A 14,661-nucleotide genomic window follows, 5' to 3' on the forward strand; every position below is an offset into this window, starting at 1 on the left:
GGCTACTCATCCGGCAGCAGCTTCCAGCGCGGATCGTCGTCAGGCAATGCGACCAGCGGCTGCACCACCGCAAGCGCGATCTCATTGGACGAGACGCGCTGGCCTTTCTCATCTTCCACCACCGCCGACAGGTGCCAGCGGTTTGTCGCCCCTTCGCTGTCATCCCAGGCAGGCATAATCACGCTCCAGCCGTTTGTGCTGTTGCTTTTCGCCGGTGACGTCAGGCTCAATGCCTGCGTATCCCCCTGCCAGTGGATCTGACGAATGCCGTGCGTGCTGCGGACCTGGAGCTTCAGCATGACGGTCTCGCCCCCTTTCAGATCCCACGGAGGCGTTGCCAGCCACACGGACAGCGTTTTGCGCTGACGGAACTCCATCACCGGCAGGCTATTGCGCTCCGGCGAGTCGTAGCGGCTTCCGCGCAGGGATCGCGTGGCGGCGACTTCACCGGCGGAAAGCTGTTTCACCAGCGGCACGCCAAAGCGATAGTTGAGCTTCAGCCCGAGGTTATTCTGGCTCTCGCCGCTTTCGCCCTGCTTGTGCCCGGCAGTCAACGTGACCAGCGGGACGGGGGTGTAGTTAAGCCCCAGATTCACCGCTACCGGATTGTGGTAGCCGGTTCCGCTGTTGAAGAGATCGACGTTATCGCCAAAATATTGCTCGAAGCTGACGCTGGTGTTCAGGTGATGGAACCACGGCAGCCAGGCTTTAGCGGTGACGTCATAGCCGCGCGCCATGCGCTGCTCCTGGACGTCAGAGCGCTCGCGCCAGCCGGCTAAGGGCTGATAATAGTTGGCTGACAGGCGCAGATTTTCCCCCCACACTTCCGCGCCCAGCCCGGCACGCTGCAGGTTTTCATCCAGCAGGTTATCGTAAAAAGTGTTGTAACCCAGCAGCCATTTCCCGGCGACCCAGCGCTGGCCGATTCCAGCGTTACTCACCAGGCCATCCGTCTGCTGGGTCAGGCCAAGCTGGCTCCAGCTCAGATAACGGTTGTTATCGTTCCACGGGATAAACCAGCTCCCGCTGCTGCCGTTAAATTTGCCGTCGTTATCCACCAGTAAGTTCACGCTGGCGTTCCCCCAGGGCGAAAGCCAGGACTCAATCTGCTGGTTCACTTCGCCGCTTACCGCGTCGCGCACCTGGCCAAACGCGAACTGACGCGCCTGCTCGCCGGTCGTCAGTCCATTGTCGGTCATGCTGGCTTCACCAAAGGCTTTCGCCATTTCGGCCAGATGCTTCTCCCCCTCGCCGGTTGGCGCCGCCATGCCGAGGTCGGGCAGATTATCCCCGTCATTATCAAAGGGATTTTGTGCCTGCTGGATAAAGGAATTCGGCGCACCGTGAACGGCTCCGACCGTAAGAAGGGGGAGTAAAAACAGCAAACGAATGCGGGACGATACAGCCATCAACGTCGTCAATAAGAACCTGTGTTTATGAATAAACTCTTATTATGTTAACGCGATAAGCCCTGAAATGCAGTCCTGACGGACATTTCAGGATTATCCTGAAACAGCCCTTTCAGCTCCGGCACGCAGGAACCACAGTTCGTACCACAGCGCAGCTTCGCCCCCAGCGCGTTGACGGAATCACACCCTCCGACGATCGCCTCCCGTATCGTATTCTCCCCGACGCTGAAACAGCTGCAGATGATGCGTCCCGGATCCGCTTCCTTCCCGACGCTCTGTCCGTTCAGCAAGGCGTGGCGTTCTGCGAGAAGCACGGGTGGGGATTGAAAAGCGGCTTCAATTACCGTATGCGCCAGCGCCGGTAACGCGGTGCCCTCCCAGAAGCCCAGCATCAGCTGGCCTTCATGCCAGGCCAGCACGCTGCTGCGTTCGCCGGTTTGGGCAACCTGCAGCTGCCAGCCCCGGACGCCGGCGTATTCCATTACCCACGACAGCAAACTTTTATCGCACGCCACCGTCAGACGTGAGGCTTTGCGCCACCAGTAAACCGAAGAAGGCATTTCCGGCCATTCCCGGGCATAGAGTTCCCCCTGCCAGGCAGGCTGCCACGGCAGAATTCTGACCGCAGTTTGTTTACTCTCCGGCTGGCCCGAAACCGGATCGCAGCGCCCTTCCACCAGCGCATTCACCTTTCCCTGGCGGGCAAACTCAGCGTTCCAGTGCATCGGGGCAAACGCCTCGCCTTCCCGTATCCCGTCATTGATTCGTACTCTGACGACCATCACGCCGCGCGGCGAGCTAATTCGCGCCAGCTGGCCGTCGCACAGGGAAAGCCGAACGGCGTCTGCGGGGCAAACCTCAACAAACGGTTCGGCGATATGCTGCATCAGTCTGGCTACGTATCCCGTTCGGGTCATGGTATGCCACTGATCGCGGATGCGCCCCGAGTTAAGAATCAGCGGGTACAACGCGCTGACCGTCGCACCGTGCGACAGAGGGTTAACGGGAACAATGTTTCGGCGCGGGAAATCCCCTGTCGGCCACTGATAAGGCTCAAGCTGCTCCCACTCCTCACGGGTTAGCGAAGCAAGGTCATGAAGGTTTAACGCACGCGCGCCGTCATTTTCAAAGGCCGTCAGCGCCGCATGTTCGCAAAAAATCTCGTGCGGATGTTGCCAGGCAAAGGCCTCGCCGTAGCCCAGCCGCTTCGCCATCTGCGCGACGATCCACCAGTCCGGCTTCGCCTCGCCCGGCGCAGGCAGAAACGCGCGCTGGCGTGAAATGCGCCGCTCGGAATTGGTCACCGTCCCGTCCTTTTCTCCCCAGCCCAAAGCCGGAAAACGGATATGGGCGAGCCGGCTGGTGTCGGTATCGTTCATCACTTCAGAGACCATCACCAGCGGGCAGCTCGCCAGCGCCTGACACACCGCGTGGCTGTCCGGCAGCGACACGGCAGGGTTGGTGCCCATGATCCACACCGCCTTCACATCGCCGCGGGCAATAGCGTCAAACAACTCCACCGCCATCAGGCCCGGCGTCTGCGCCAGCCGTTCCGTTCCCCAGAAACGCGCCACCCGCGAAAGATCGTCCGGCTCAAAGTTCATGTGTGCCGCCAGCTGGTTCGCCAGTCCGCCCACCTCCCTTCCGCCCATCGCGTTTGGCTGTCCGGTCAGCGAAAACGGGCCGCAGCCCGGACGGTTGAACTTCCCGCTGGCAAGATGAACGTTAATAATAGCGTTACACTTGTCGCTGCCGCTGGCGGACTGGTTGATACCCATGGTGTAGAGCGTAATTGCGCGAGGCGCGGTGATAAACCAGTCGTAAAAGGTACCAATGTCTTCTGACGGAAGATCGCAAAACGCCGCCACGCGCTCAACGGGCCACTCATCCGTTCCCTGAATCACATTAAGCAGACCGACAAACAGCCCGGCGTCGCTGCCGGGGGCGAGCGCCAGATGCAGGTCAGCAATATCACAGGTGGCGGTTCTGCGGGGATCGATTACCACCACCTTCATCTGCGGATTGCTGTACTTTGCTTGCACCAGCCGCTGATACAGCACCGGATGCGTCCAGGCCGCGTTTGAACCCACCAGCACCACCAGATCGCTGTTTTCCACATCCTCATAGCTGCACGGCACCACGTCTTCGCCAAAGGCGCGCTTGTAGCCCACCACCGCCGAGGACATACAGAGCCGGGAGTTAGTATCGATGTTTGCCGCACCGATAAATCCTTTCATCAGCTTGTTGGCGGCGTAGTAGTCCTCGGTAAGCAATTGTCCGGAGGCGTAAAACGCCACCGCCTGCGGTCCCCATGTGTCGATAATCTCCCGCAGACGCTCCCCCGCCGCGTTCAGCGCCTGCGCCCAGTCCACCTCAAGTCCGTCAACAGCGGGGCGCAGCAATCGCCCCTGTAACCCCGTCGTTTCCCCCAGGGCCGATCCTTTCACGCACAGACGTCCCAGGTTCGCAGGATGGGTTTCATCTCCCCGAACGCTGACCGCTTCACCTTCCACGCTGGCAACTACGCCACAGCCGACCCCGCAGTAGGGGCACGTTGTCCGGGTTTCCGTCATGAAGCCTCCGCACGCATTACCAGGGCGTCGCTGCCAACCCATACCTTGCCGTTTTCAATTTTCACCGGCCAGGCGCGCACCGCGGGTTCGCCGTTCTCTACCTGACAGCCGTCGCGCAGGCGAATGCGCTGCTTATACAGCGGTGAAATCACCACCGGCTCGCCCGCTGCATCGCCAAGAATGCCGCGTGAAAGCACGTTAGCATTACCGCCCGGTTCCCGATCGTCGAGGGCGTAAACGGTTTTGCCAAAACGGAAGAGCGCAATCGGCTTACGTCCAAGCCGCGCGCCGATGCCCGCCTGCTCGGGGATATCGTCGATGCCGCAAATTTCCTGCCAGCGCTTGCTTTCATCCGGCGCGGTGTCGTTCACCGTCGTGCGGAACAGCGCCAGCCGGTTGGGATCGTTAAGCGTTGTTTGCCATTCGCACTGATAGGTTTCCACCACCCGGGCCATCTCCTGCTCCAGCTCGTGGGCGATACCCAGGCTGTCGTTGAGGATCACCTCCCGCAGGTAGTCGAGACCGCCTTCCAGGTTATCCATCCAGGTGCTGGTGCGCTGCAGGCGTTCCGCCGTGCGGATGTAGAACATCAGGAAGCGGTCGACGGTGCGGATTAACGTTTCGTCATCCAGATCGCTGGCGAAGAGATCCGCATGGCGCGGCTTCATCCCGCCGTTGCCGCAGAGATAGAGGTTCCAGCCTTTATCGGTGGCAATCACCCCAACGTCTTTGCTCTGCGCCTCCGCGCACTCGCGGGTGCAGCCGGAGACCGCCATTTTGATTTTGTGCGGCGCGCGCAGCCCCTTGTAGCGGTGCTCAAGCCTGACCGCGAGGCCGGTGGAGTCCTGCACCCCGTAGCGGCACCAGGTTGAACCGACGCAGGATTTCACCGTGCGCAGGGATTTCCCGTAAGCGTGCCCGGTTTCAAACCCGGCCTCGACCAGCGCCTGCCAGATCATAGGCAGCTGTTCAAGAGTGGCGCCGAAAAGGTCGATACGCTGCCCGCCGGTAATTTTGCTGTACAGGCTGTAGCGTTTCGCAATCTGCCCGATGGCGATCAGCCCGTCCGCGGTCACTTCCCCCGCCGGCATGCGCGGCACGATAGAGTAGGTACCGTCTTTCTGGATATTGGCGAAGTAGCGGTCATTGGTGTCCTGCAGCGGCAGGTGTGCCGGTTTCAGCAGATACTCGTTCCAGCACGAGGCAAGCACTGACCCCACCAGCGGCTTACAAATTTCGCACCCGTGTCCCTGTCCGTAGCGGCTGATAAGCTGGTCAAAGGTGCGAATATGGTTGACGCGCACGAGGTGGTAAATCTCCTGGCGCGAGTACGGGAAGTGCTCGCAGATGTCCTTTTTCACCTCCACGCCCTGCTCAGCCAGCTGGAACTCCATCACCTGCTTCACCAGCGCGCTACATCCCCCGCAGCCGGTCGCCGCTTTGGTGCACTGCTTAACGGCGCCGATATCCGTCGCGCCCGCGCTCACCGCCCGGCAGATATCGCCCTTGCTGACGTTATGACATGAACAGATTTGCGCGCTTTCCGGCAGCGCCGCCACGCCGAGCGCTTTCGGCGCGCTGCCTGACGACGCGGGTAAAATCAGCGTTTCCGGCTCTTTTGGCAGGGCTATCCCGTTAAGCATCATCTGCACCAGCGTGGCGTATTCGCTGGCGTCACCCACCAGCACGCCACCGAGCAGCGTTTTGCCGTCGTGGCTGACCACGATTTTCTTGTAGATTTGCTGCGGACCGTGCGTCCACTGATAGCTCAGCGCCCCCGGCGTGCGCCCGTGAGCGTCGCCGAACGAGGCGACGTCCACGCCGAGCAGCTTGAGCTTAGTGCTCATATCCGCGCCGGCGAAGGTTTTATCCTCACCCGCCAGCGCGGCGGCGGCCACCCGCGCCATCTGATAGCCGGGCGCGACCAGACCGAAGATTTTCCCTTCCCACAGCGCGCATTCGCCGATGGCCAGCACGTCCGGATCGGAGGTCTGGCAACCGTCGTCAATGCAAATCCCGCCGCGTTCGCCGATAGCCAGCCCGCTGCTGCGCGCCAGCGCGTCCTGGGGACGAATGCCGGCAGAAAAGACCACCATGTCCGTTTCAAGCTGTTCGCCATCGGCAAAGCGCAGCACCAGCCCGCCGTCCGCCGTGGCGATCTCCGTTGTCGCTTTACTGGTGTGAACGCCGACGCCCAGCGCCTCAATTTTCTTGCGCAGCATCATCGCGCCGTCGTTGTCGAGCTGGACCGCCATCAGGTTAGGCGCAAATTCCACCACGTGGGTTTCCAGCCCGAGCTGCTTCAGGGCATTCGCCGCCTCCAGCCCGAGCAGGCCGCCGCCAATCACCACGCCGCGGCGCGAGCCCGCCGCGTGCGCCGCAATGTTGTCCAGGTCGTCAAGGGTGCGGTAGACAAAACAGCCCGGCAAATCGTTGCCCGGCACGGGCGGCACGAACGGGTATGATCCGGTCGCCAGTACCAGCTTGTCCCAGTGGGTTTCGTGCCCGCTGGCGGTACGCACCACGCGCGCGTCGCGATCGATAGCGACGACCTGCTGCGACAGGCGAAGCTCAATGCCGTTGTCGGCAAAGAAATCCCCCTCCACCAGCGAAAGCGACGCCGCGCTGCGGCCGCCAAAATATTCCGACAGATGCACGCGGTCATAGGCGGCATAGCGCTCCTCGCCAAAGACAACGATCTGATACTGCTGATGCAGATTGCGGTTAACGCAGTCTTCGAGGAAATGATGGCCGACCATACCGTGCCCAACCACCACCAGAGTAGGTTTTGTCATAGCATTGTGTCCTGCAACCTGCGGTTGCGTAGTGAAACGATCGAACAGCCAGTCCGCGTGCGCGGGCGCAGCCGTTGCCAGTAAATCGGTAAATGTTGCCGCGCTGCGGCAGTCGCCCATCAGCAGTACGCCAGCCAGCGCCCTCTGATTGATCAGTAAACGGCGATAGTGACGGGTCAGCGGATCCCATGCGCTCCAGACCACGTCGCCCTCCCGCTCTGCCGCGCGACCGAGGCTGAACAGCTCCACGCCGGTCACCTTGAGGCGTACGCCGTTGTCAGTCAGGACAAACGGCGCGGTGACGTCCCCCGCCAGCCGCGCGGCAAGGATATCCGCCTGCGCCAGACAGGGGGCGACCAGGCCAAACGTCTGGCCGTCAATTTCGCAGCACTCGCCAATGGCGTAGACGTCCGGCTCGGAGGTTTGCATCTGGTGATCCACCACGATGCCGCGCGCGCAGCGAATGCCGCTGGCCTGCGCCAGCGCGACGCTGGGCTGCACGCCGGTCGCTAGCACCACGCGCGCGGCGGCGATACTGCGTCCGTTAAGCAGCGTCACGCTATCTCCGTTCACCGCTGCGATGCCAGAGACGAGCTCACAGCGCACGCCCCGCGCCGCCAGCGCCTCTTCCAGCAGCATTCCCGCCTGCCGATCCAGCTGCTGCTCCATCAGCCACGGACCGCGATGAACAAGCGTGACCTCGTCACCTGAACGCGCCAGCGCTGCTGCCGCCTCAACCCCGAGCACGCCGCCGCCCAGCACCACCGCAGGACCGACGATCGCCTGAATGGCCCGGGTATCTGCCAGGGTACGGAACGTGAACACATGCGGCGCATCGCAGCCGGGGATTGGCGGAATAAAGGGCGTTGATCCGGTGGCAAACACCAGCGCATCCCAGTCCAGCGTGCGGGCGGCGGTTTGCACTTCCCGCGTGTCCACGTTTACGGCGATCGCCTTTTCGCCCCGCAGCAACGTCACGCCGCGCGCCTGGTACCAGTCGTCATCCTGAAGACAGATGTCTGCAGCCTGCTTTTCACCGCCCAGCACCGGCGAAAGCTGGATGCGGTTATAGGCATGTTCCGGCTCGTCACCGATGACGGTGATAGCGAAACGACCTGCAGCACGCCCGGTGAGCGAGGCAATCAGCCGCGTAGCCGCCATGCCATTTCCGATAATGACCAGTCGCATCAAAGCCCCCTCGCTACGCCGCTTTTGGCTGCTTTTCATAGAGGAAATGAAGGATCTGCTGGCGCATGTGGTGATAGCGGCTGTCGTCCGCCAGCTGCACCCGGTTGCGCGGGCGCGGCAGATCGACGCGCAGGATCTCCCCGACGGTCGCCGCCGGGCCGTTGGTCATCATCAGCACGCGATCGGAGAGCAGCACCGCCTCGTCCACGTCGTGGGTAATGAGCACGATGGTGGTGTTCAGCGCCTGCTGGATCTGCATTACCGAGTCCTGCAGATGAGCGCGCGTCAGCGCATCGAGCGCGCCGAAGGGTTCATCCATCAGCAGCACTTTCGGCTTCATCGCCAGCGCGCGGGCAATACCGACGCGCTGCTTCATGCCGCCGGAGATCTCCCCCGGACGCTTGTGCAGAGCGTGCCCCATCTGCACGCGGTCGAGATTGTGTTCAATCCACTCCCGGCGCTCAGCCTTGCTCATGCTGTGGCGAAACACGTGATCTACCGCCAGGGCCACGTTGTCGAAGCAGGTGAGCCACGGCAGCAGCGAGTGGTTCTGGAACACCACCGCGCGCTCCGGCCCCGGCCCGGCGATTTCGCGGTTGTCACAAATCAGCCCACCTTCGGTCGGCAGGGTAATACCGGCGATGAGGTTCAGCAGCGTCGATTTGCCGCAGCCAGAGTGCCCAATCAGGCTCACGGTTTCGCCCTCGTGGATATCAAAAGAGACGTTCTGCAGCGCCAGAAACTCGCCGCTGGCGGTGGAAAAACGCTGGCTCACGGCCTGGACCTGAATTAATGGTTTCATGTTCGCTCCTTATTTTTCCTGCCAGCTAAAGCGCCGGGCGATCAGCATCAGCCCCTGCTCCAGCAGCAGCCCGACCACGCCAATGATGACGATGGCGATGAGAATGTTTTCGACGTTGAGGTTGTTCCACTCGTTCCAGATCCAGAAGCCGATCCCCAGCCCTCCGGTCAGCATCTCGGCGGCGACAATCACCAGCCAGGCGATGCCGATGGAGAGGCGCACCCCGGTCAGCACCGCGGGCAGCACCGCCGGGAAGAGAATGCGGCGCAGGATGGTCCACTCGGAAAGCTGCAGCACCCGGGCAACGTTGAGGTAGTCCTGCGGAATGCGGCGCACGCCTTCGGCGGTGTTGATCACCATCGGCCAGATAGAGCAGATAAAAATGGTCCAGCTCGACGCGGGCTCCGCTTTCTGGAACAGCAGCAGGCCGATGGGCAGCCAGGCCAGCGGGCTAACCGGGCGTAACAGCGCGATCAGCGGGCCGAACATGCGCGAAAAAAAGGTGAAGCGGCCAATCAGGAAGCCGAGCGGGATCCCGGCGAACGCGGCCAGGCCAAAGCCAACCGCCACGCGCTGTAATGAGGCGAGTACGTTCCAGCCAATGCCCATATCGTTAGGCCCGTCGCGATAAAACGGATCGGCAAAAAGAGTAATGGCGGAATCGAGCGTGCTGAGCGGCGTCGGGAAACCTTTGCTGTTAATCGCCGCCAGCTGCCACAGCACGACCAGCAGTCCCAGACCGAGTAACGCCGGAATGATGCGTTGAATGATCGCGTTAATCCGACGCGCAAACGTCGGCGTACGGCGGCGAACCTGCACCGGAGGGAGGACAATCACCTCCCCACTCTCTGGCGTATCTGGTGATTTCGTCTTTTGCAGATGCTGCATAATCAGGCCCCTTTACGATGAATGGCGAAACGGCTGGCGTATCCTTCCGGGTCGGTACCGTTCCAGACGGTGCCGTCCATCAATGTGCTGCTGCGTAATGGTGAAGTCGGTGTGGTGATGCCCCCCACCGCCGTGGCGGCATCCTGCCAGACAGCGGTCTGGTTAATGCGCTGTGCAATAGCCGCGTAGTCCGGCGCGGATTTGAGCAAGCCCCAGCGGCGGAACTGGGTTAAGAACCACATACCGTCGGAGAGATATGGGTAGCTGACGGCCCCCTCGTTGAAGAAACGGATCGGGTGCGCGTCCTGCCAGCGCTGGCCCAGGCCGTTGTCGTACTCGCCGAGCATTCGCCCGGTGAGAAACTGTTCCTTGCAGTTGAGCCACGCCCGGCGGGAGAGGATCCGCGCGGTCTCGCGCTTGTTTTCCGGGGAGGCTTCGATCCAGCGTGCGGCCTCCAGCACCGCGCTGACCAGCGCCCGCGCGGTGTGCGGGTTTTTCTCCACCCAGTCGCGACGCGTGCCGAGGATTTTTTCCGGATGGTCGGCCCAGACAGACTGTGACGTCGCGGCGGTAAAGCCGATGCGGTCGTTAATCGCCCGCGCGTTCCACGGCTCGCCGACGCAAAAGCCGACCATGTTGCCAATGCGCATGTTCATCACCATCTGCGGCGGCGGCACCACCACCGTGCGCACGTCGTCAAAGGGGTTAATGCCCGCGCTGGCCAGCCAGTAGTAGAGCCACATGGCGTGCGTCCCGGTCGGGAAGGTGTGCGCGAAGGTGTAGGTGCCGGGCGCCTGCTGACCAATTAGCTTTTTCAGCCCGTCAAGGTCTCGAACGCCCTTCTCCGCCAGATCGCTGGAAAGCGTAATCGCCTGGCCGTTCTGATTAAGCGTCATCAGGTTTGCCATCTGCTGCGGCTTGCCGGCAATGCCCAGCTCCAGGCCGTACAGCAGGCCGTAGAGAATGTGCGCGGCATCAAGCTCGCCCGCCACCAGCTTGTCGCGCACCGCCGCCCAGCTCGCCTCTTTGGTGGGCACGATGGTAATGCCGTATTTTTTATCAAAGCCTTTCAGCGCCGCGATAACCACGGGCGCGCAGTCTGTCAGCGGGATAAACCCGATGCGCACTGTTTCCTGCTCCGGTTTATCCGAGCCTGCCGCCCATGCGGCCTGCATGATACCCGGTAACAGCATTGCGCCACTCGCCAGCATGCTGGCCTGCAAAAAACGCCGTCTCGACAAATCCGCCATGACCACTCCTGAATAAAAACCAAAAAAAAGCGCCCACGATGCCGAAGCACCAGTGGACGCCTTTATCCCGAAGACGAATGCACCGCCGTTGGCGCATCGTCAAAAATGGTTAATCTGATAATGCAAAGCGAATGCCAGGTTTTAACACGCGGTTTTCGCGGTGTATCCCGCTTTACCCTCAGGTTTACGCACCTCAATCAGGCACAAAATGCCCGCTAACCGTGCAGCTACTCCTTTGGTATTACCTGCCACAAATTCTTCACCATGAGCAGCGCGCGGGCGATATCCACCATCCTTTGGTTCTTATCCATCGCCATTTTGCGCAGCGCCGTCCAGGCCTGTTCCTCACTCATATTCTGGTGGGTCATCAAAACGCTTTTCGCTTTATCTATGACTTTGCGCTCTTCAAGCGTATCGCGCAGCGACGCAAGCTGGCGCGAGAGCTGTTCTATCTCACGCGCCTGCTGGCGTACCAGGGTGAGCAACGGTTTTTCCGGGTACTGTATCAGCGGATCGTCCTGCTCATCGGCGGGAGGCACGTACTCATCGTTACGGTAAATACGCTCGTCCACCGCCGTCATCAGATCGGCGATGAGCGTCTCCTCCAGCGCGCGCAGATGCTCAAGGCGCGCGGTTTGCAGCGCAAACCAGGCCAGTGCGGTATGGCCGTTATCGGCGGCGGGCTGGCGGGTGCAGGCCACCCTTCGTAGCTGTTCCGTTTCACGATCGGGCTGGCAGTTTAAGGCAAAGGTGGCCTGTACCTCAGCGTGGCTGTGCGAGAGAAAGATTTCAAAGCAGGCCTGCTGCCCGTCGATGCGGTCAACCAGCCTCTGGCGAGTCACATCATCGAAAAAACCCTGCGTGAAGCCAATCGCCCCCAGCGCCCGCTCCTGTCCCGCCAGCTCTTTCCCCTGCATCAGGCTATACAGGGCGACAAAACGCCCGGCTATTTGCGGATCGTCAATGCTGTCATTAAGCTGCGGTACGATACTGAGCAGATGGCGAAGCATGCGGGAGTAGTGTTCCATCGCCTGCGGTGCCGTTACCGTTTGCTGAATAACTCCTTCGCGCAGCGCGGGAAGCATATCCAGGCTCAGGAGCGCGCCGCCGATGCGTTCACAGACCGTACTTCCCGGGATCGGCGACTGTTTTTCAAGAATCACATAAAGTGCAGCGAGGTTTTCATCCACCAGCGCCCGGCTGGCTTTGCATTCGGGGGCGTAAAGCTTACCCTGTGAGCAGAGCCAGACGTTGGACGCCCCACGCTCGCACTGTAACATGTGCACCAGTTGGCTAATGCCGTGCACAAGCTCGCCAAGCTGTGCCAGCTTGCTGAGCTGCTCCCGGCGCATCATCTTTGCGCGCTCGAGCCATTCGGCAGCGCCTGGCGAAATGCCAGCCATTAATGTCATGCTTTCTCTCCGGAACAGCGAAACTCGGGAAAGCTAAGCAATATTCGTGCCTTTATAAGAACAGGAGTCAACATGCAAAAGATTGTGATCGTCGCCAACGGTGCGGCCTACGGCAGCGAATCCCTTTTTAATAGCCTGCGCCTGGCGATTGCGCTGCGTGAAAAAGAGAGTGACCTCGCGTTACGACTCTTTTTAATGTCGGACGCGGTCACCGCGGGGCTGAAGGGACAAAAACCGGCAGAAGGCTATAACATTCAGCAGATGCTGGAGATCCTGACCGCGCAAAACGTGCCGGTGAAGCTGTGCAAGACCTGTACCGATGGCCGCGGTATTACCGGTCTGCCGCTGGTTGATGGCGTAGAGATTGGTACGCTGGTTGAGCTGGCCGAGTGGACGCTGTCCGCGGATAAAGTATTAACTTTTTAATAATAAACCCGTAAAAATATTATTTTCTTATGGACGCGGTTTCAGCATCAAGTTTACCTGCGGGGATGCCGATAGGCATGGAAACAACACAGCAGGTATTTCACTTATGTTCAGATCGATTCGTGCACGCATCATCGCGACGACGGCAGGCTGTCTGGTCGTCGCACTTCTCCTTAATACCGTTATTAACTTCCAGGTCACGCGCCAGGATAACCAGCAGTCCCAGCGCGATATTCTGACCAGCACCAGCGCCAGCCATAACATGGCGATTGCCGACTGGGTAAAAAGCAAGATGGCGGTGATCGCCTCAGCGCAGACCGTTGCGCTGAGTGACGATCCGGTTCCGGTGTTTAAACAGCTTGCGCAGGCGGGTGGCTTCACCAACGTTTATGTTGGCTACGCCAGCAAAACGGCGAAATTCTCTGAACCGGCGGGTGTCCCGGCGGACTATGACCCGACTATCCGCCCGTGGTATCAGCAGGTGGTCAGCACGGACGGTCCGGTCGTCACCGCGCCCTACGTTGACGCGGGGACCGGCAAACTGGTGGTAACCTTCGCCGTGCCGGTAAAAGAGAATGGTACGCTGAAAGCGGTGGTGGCGGGCGATGTGGCGATGGACAGCGTGGTGGCTAACGTGCGCGGGATCCATCCAACACCGGCCAGCAGCGGGTTGCTTCTGAACAGTGACGGCAGCGTGATTGCCGCTAACGATCCGGCGCTCACGCTTAAACCATTCGCTGAGACGATCAAAGGCATTGATTTTGCTGCACTGAAAAGCGGTAATCTCGTCGACGGAACGCTGAACGATGCTGAAAAAACCTTCGTGGCGACAGCCGTGCCGGGTACAAACTGGCTGTTAGTCGTCGCGCTCGACAACGGTGATGCCACCTCCGGCATGCGTTCCCTGCTTAAAGCCTCGGCGATTTCGCTGGTGATCCTGGCACTGCTGAGCGCGGCCATTGTGCATTTCCTGATTGCCCGCCTGCTCAAGCGTTTGTCAGACATTCGCGACGCGATGCACAACATTGCTAACGGGACTAACGATCTGTCCCAGCGCCTGCCGGACAACGGCGAGGACGAGGTTGCGCAGATTGCGCAGGCCTTTAACGCCTTCAGCGATAAGCTGTCGGTGGTGATGGTGCAGCTCCGTGATGCCAGCGAGTCGGTGAAAAACGCCGCTCAGGAGATTGCGGCGGGTAACCAGGATCTTTCCGGACGTACCGAGCAGGCCGCATCCAGCCTGCGCGAGACGGCCAGCGCCGTGGAGCAGATCACCGCCTCCGTGACCCAGTCGAACGAATCGGCGGCAGAAGCGAATGACCAGGCGAGCAAAGCCTCAGCGGCCGCTGCGCGCGGCGGCGAGGTGGTATCCCAGGCGATCAGCACCATGCAGTCCATCGAAGTCGCGTCGGCTAAAATTGGCGATATCACCAGCGTGATTGACGGCATTGCTTTCCAGACCAACATTCTGGCGCTGAACGCCTCCGTCGAGGCGGCGCGTGCGGGTGAGCAGGGACGCGGGTTTGCCGTGGTGGCGGGCGAAGTGCGTAACCTGGCGAGCCGCAGCGCCCAGGCGGCGAAAGAGATCAAATCGCTGATCGATTCCACCACCGACAGCGTGGCCACCGGCTCCCGCTACGTGCACCTGGCCGGGGAAAGCATGGACGAGATCCGCTCCAGCATCGGCAGCGTCTCCGGCATTATGCGCGAAATTTCCATCGCCACCAGCGAGCAGATGAAAGGGATTCATGAGATCAACCACGCGGTGACCCATCTCGACAGAATGGTTCAGCAGAACGCCGAGCTGGTCGTGGAATCCGCCGCCGCTGCGGGTGCCCTGCAGAGCCAGGCGGGCGACCTTGCTGAAACAGCCGGTCATTTCCGCATTTAATTTTCTGGCGGCGCGCGTTTAGCGGGT

At 60.9% G+C, this 14,661-nt stretch carries 9 protein-coding genes; 2 read left to right on the forward strand and 7 right to left on the reverse strand.

Translation table 11 applies throughout. The features are described from left to right. Nucleotides 1-2: 2 nt before the first annotated feature. The 7 genes from AB3N39_RS11910 to nasR form a co-directional block, all read right to left on the reverse strand. Entirely contained in the window at nucleotides 3-1,409 is a 1,407-nt protein-coding gene (locus AB3N39_RS11910; RefSeq protein WP_143345222.1) for a YchO/YchP family invasin, read from the reverse strand. Between the two features lie 47 nt (nucleotides 1,410-1,456). Further along, the gene (locus AB3N39_RS11915; protein WP_367896753.1) at nucleotides 1,457-3,982 is read right to left on the reverse strand and encodes a molybdopterin-dependent oxidoreductase; all 2,526 of its coding nucleotides are present in this window, start codon (nucleotides 3,980-3,982) and stop codon (nucleotides 1,457-1,459) included. After that, on the reverse strand, nucleotides 3,979-7,965 hold the full coding sequence (gene nirB / locus AB3N39_RS11920) for a nitrite reductase large subunit NirB (RefSeq protein ID WP_136194990.1): 3,987 nt from the start codon (nucleotides 7,963-7,965) through the stop codon (nucleotides 3,979-3,981). Before nirB ends, AB3N39_RS11915 begins: the two co-directional genes overlap by 4 nt. A gap of 13 nt (nucleotides 7,966-7,978) precedes the next feature. Beyond that, complete coding sequence (locus AB3N39_RS11925; protein ID WP_033145769.1) at nucleotides 7,979-8,767, reverse strand: ABC transporter ATP-binding protein; 789 nt, start codon at nucleotides 8,765-8,767, stop codon at nucleotides 7,979-7,981. 9 nt (nucleotides 8,768-8,776) lie between these two features. Beyond that, the gene (gene ntrB, locus AB3N39_RS11930; RefSeq protein ID WP_271368184.1) at nucleotides 8,777-9,655 is read right to left on the reverse strand and encodes a nitrate ABC transporter permease; all 879 of its coding nucleotides are present in this window, start codon (nucleotides 9,653-9,655) and stop codon (nucleotides 8,777-8,779) included. A gap of 2 nt (nucleotides 9,656-9,657) precedes the next feature. After that, nucleotides 9,658-10,905: a CmpA/NrtA family ABC transporter substrate-binding protein gene (locus AB3N39_RS11935; protein ID WP_133294619.1), complete on the reverse strand. Its 1,248-nt coding sequence runs from the start codon at nucleotides 10,903-10,905 to the stop codon at nucleotides 9,658-9,660. Nucleotides 10,906-11,132: 227 nt separating this feature from the next. Beyond that, the gene (gene nasR / locus AB3N39_RS11940; RefSeq protein ID WP_133294620.1) at nucleotides 11,133-12,317 is read right to left on the reverse strand and encodes a nitrate regulatory protein NasR; all 1,185 of its coding nucleotides are present in this window, start codon (nucleotides 12,315-12,317) and stop codon (nucleotides 11,133-11,135) included. 72 nt (nucleotides 12,318-12,389) lie between these two features. Here nasR and AB3N39_RS11945 point away from each other — a divergent pair, with 72 nt between their 5' ends. Both AB3N39_RS11945 and AB3N39_RS11950 read left to right on the forward strand, forming a co-directional pair. Next, nucleotides 12,390-12,743: a DsrE/DsrF/TusD sulfur relay family protein gene (locus tag AB3N39_RS11945; protein WP_367896754.1), complete on the forward strand. Its 354-nt coding sequence runs from the start codon at nucleotides 12,390-12,392 to the stop codon at nucleotides 12,741-12,743. A gap of 106 nt (nucleotides 12,744-12,849) precedes the next feature. After that, on the forward strand, nucleotides 12,850-14,634 hold the full coding sequence (locus tag AB3N39_RS11950; RefSeq protein ID WP_133294622.1) for a methyl-accepting chemotaxis protein: 1,785 nt from the start codon (nucleotides 12,850-12,852) through the stop codon (nucleotides 14,632-14,634). The last annotated feature ends 27 nt before the right edge of the window (nucleotides 14,635-14,661 follow it).

Origin of the sequence: Enterobacter vonholyi, assembly GCF_040834095.1 — a bacterium.
GTDB lineage: Bacteria > Pseudomonadota > Gammaproteobacteria > Enterobacterales > Enterobacteriaceae > Enterobacter > Enterobacter vonholyi.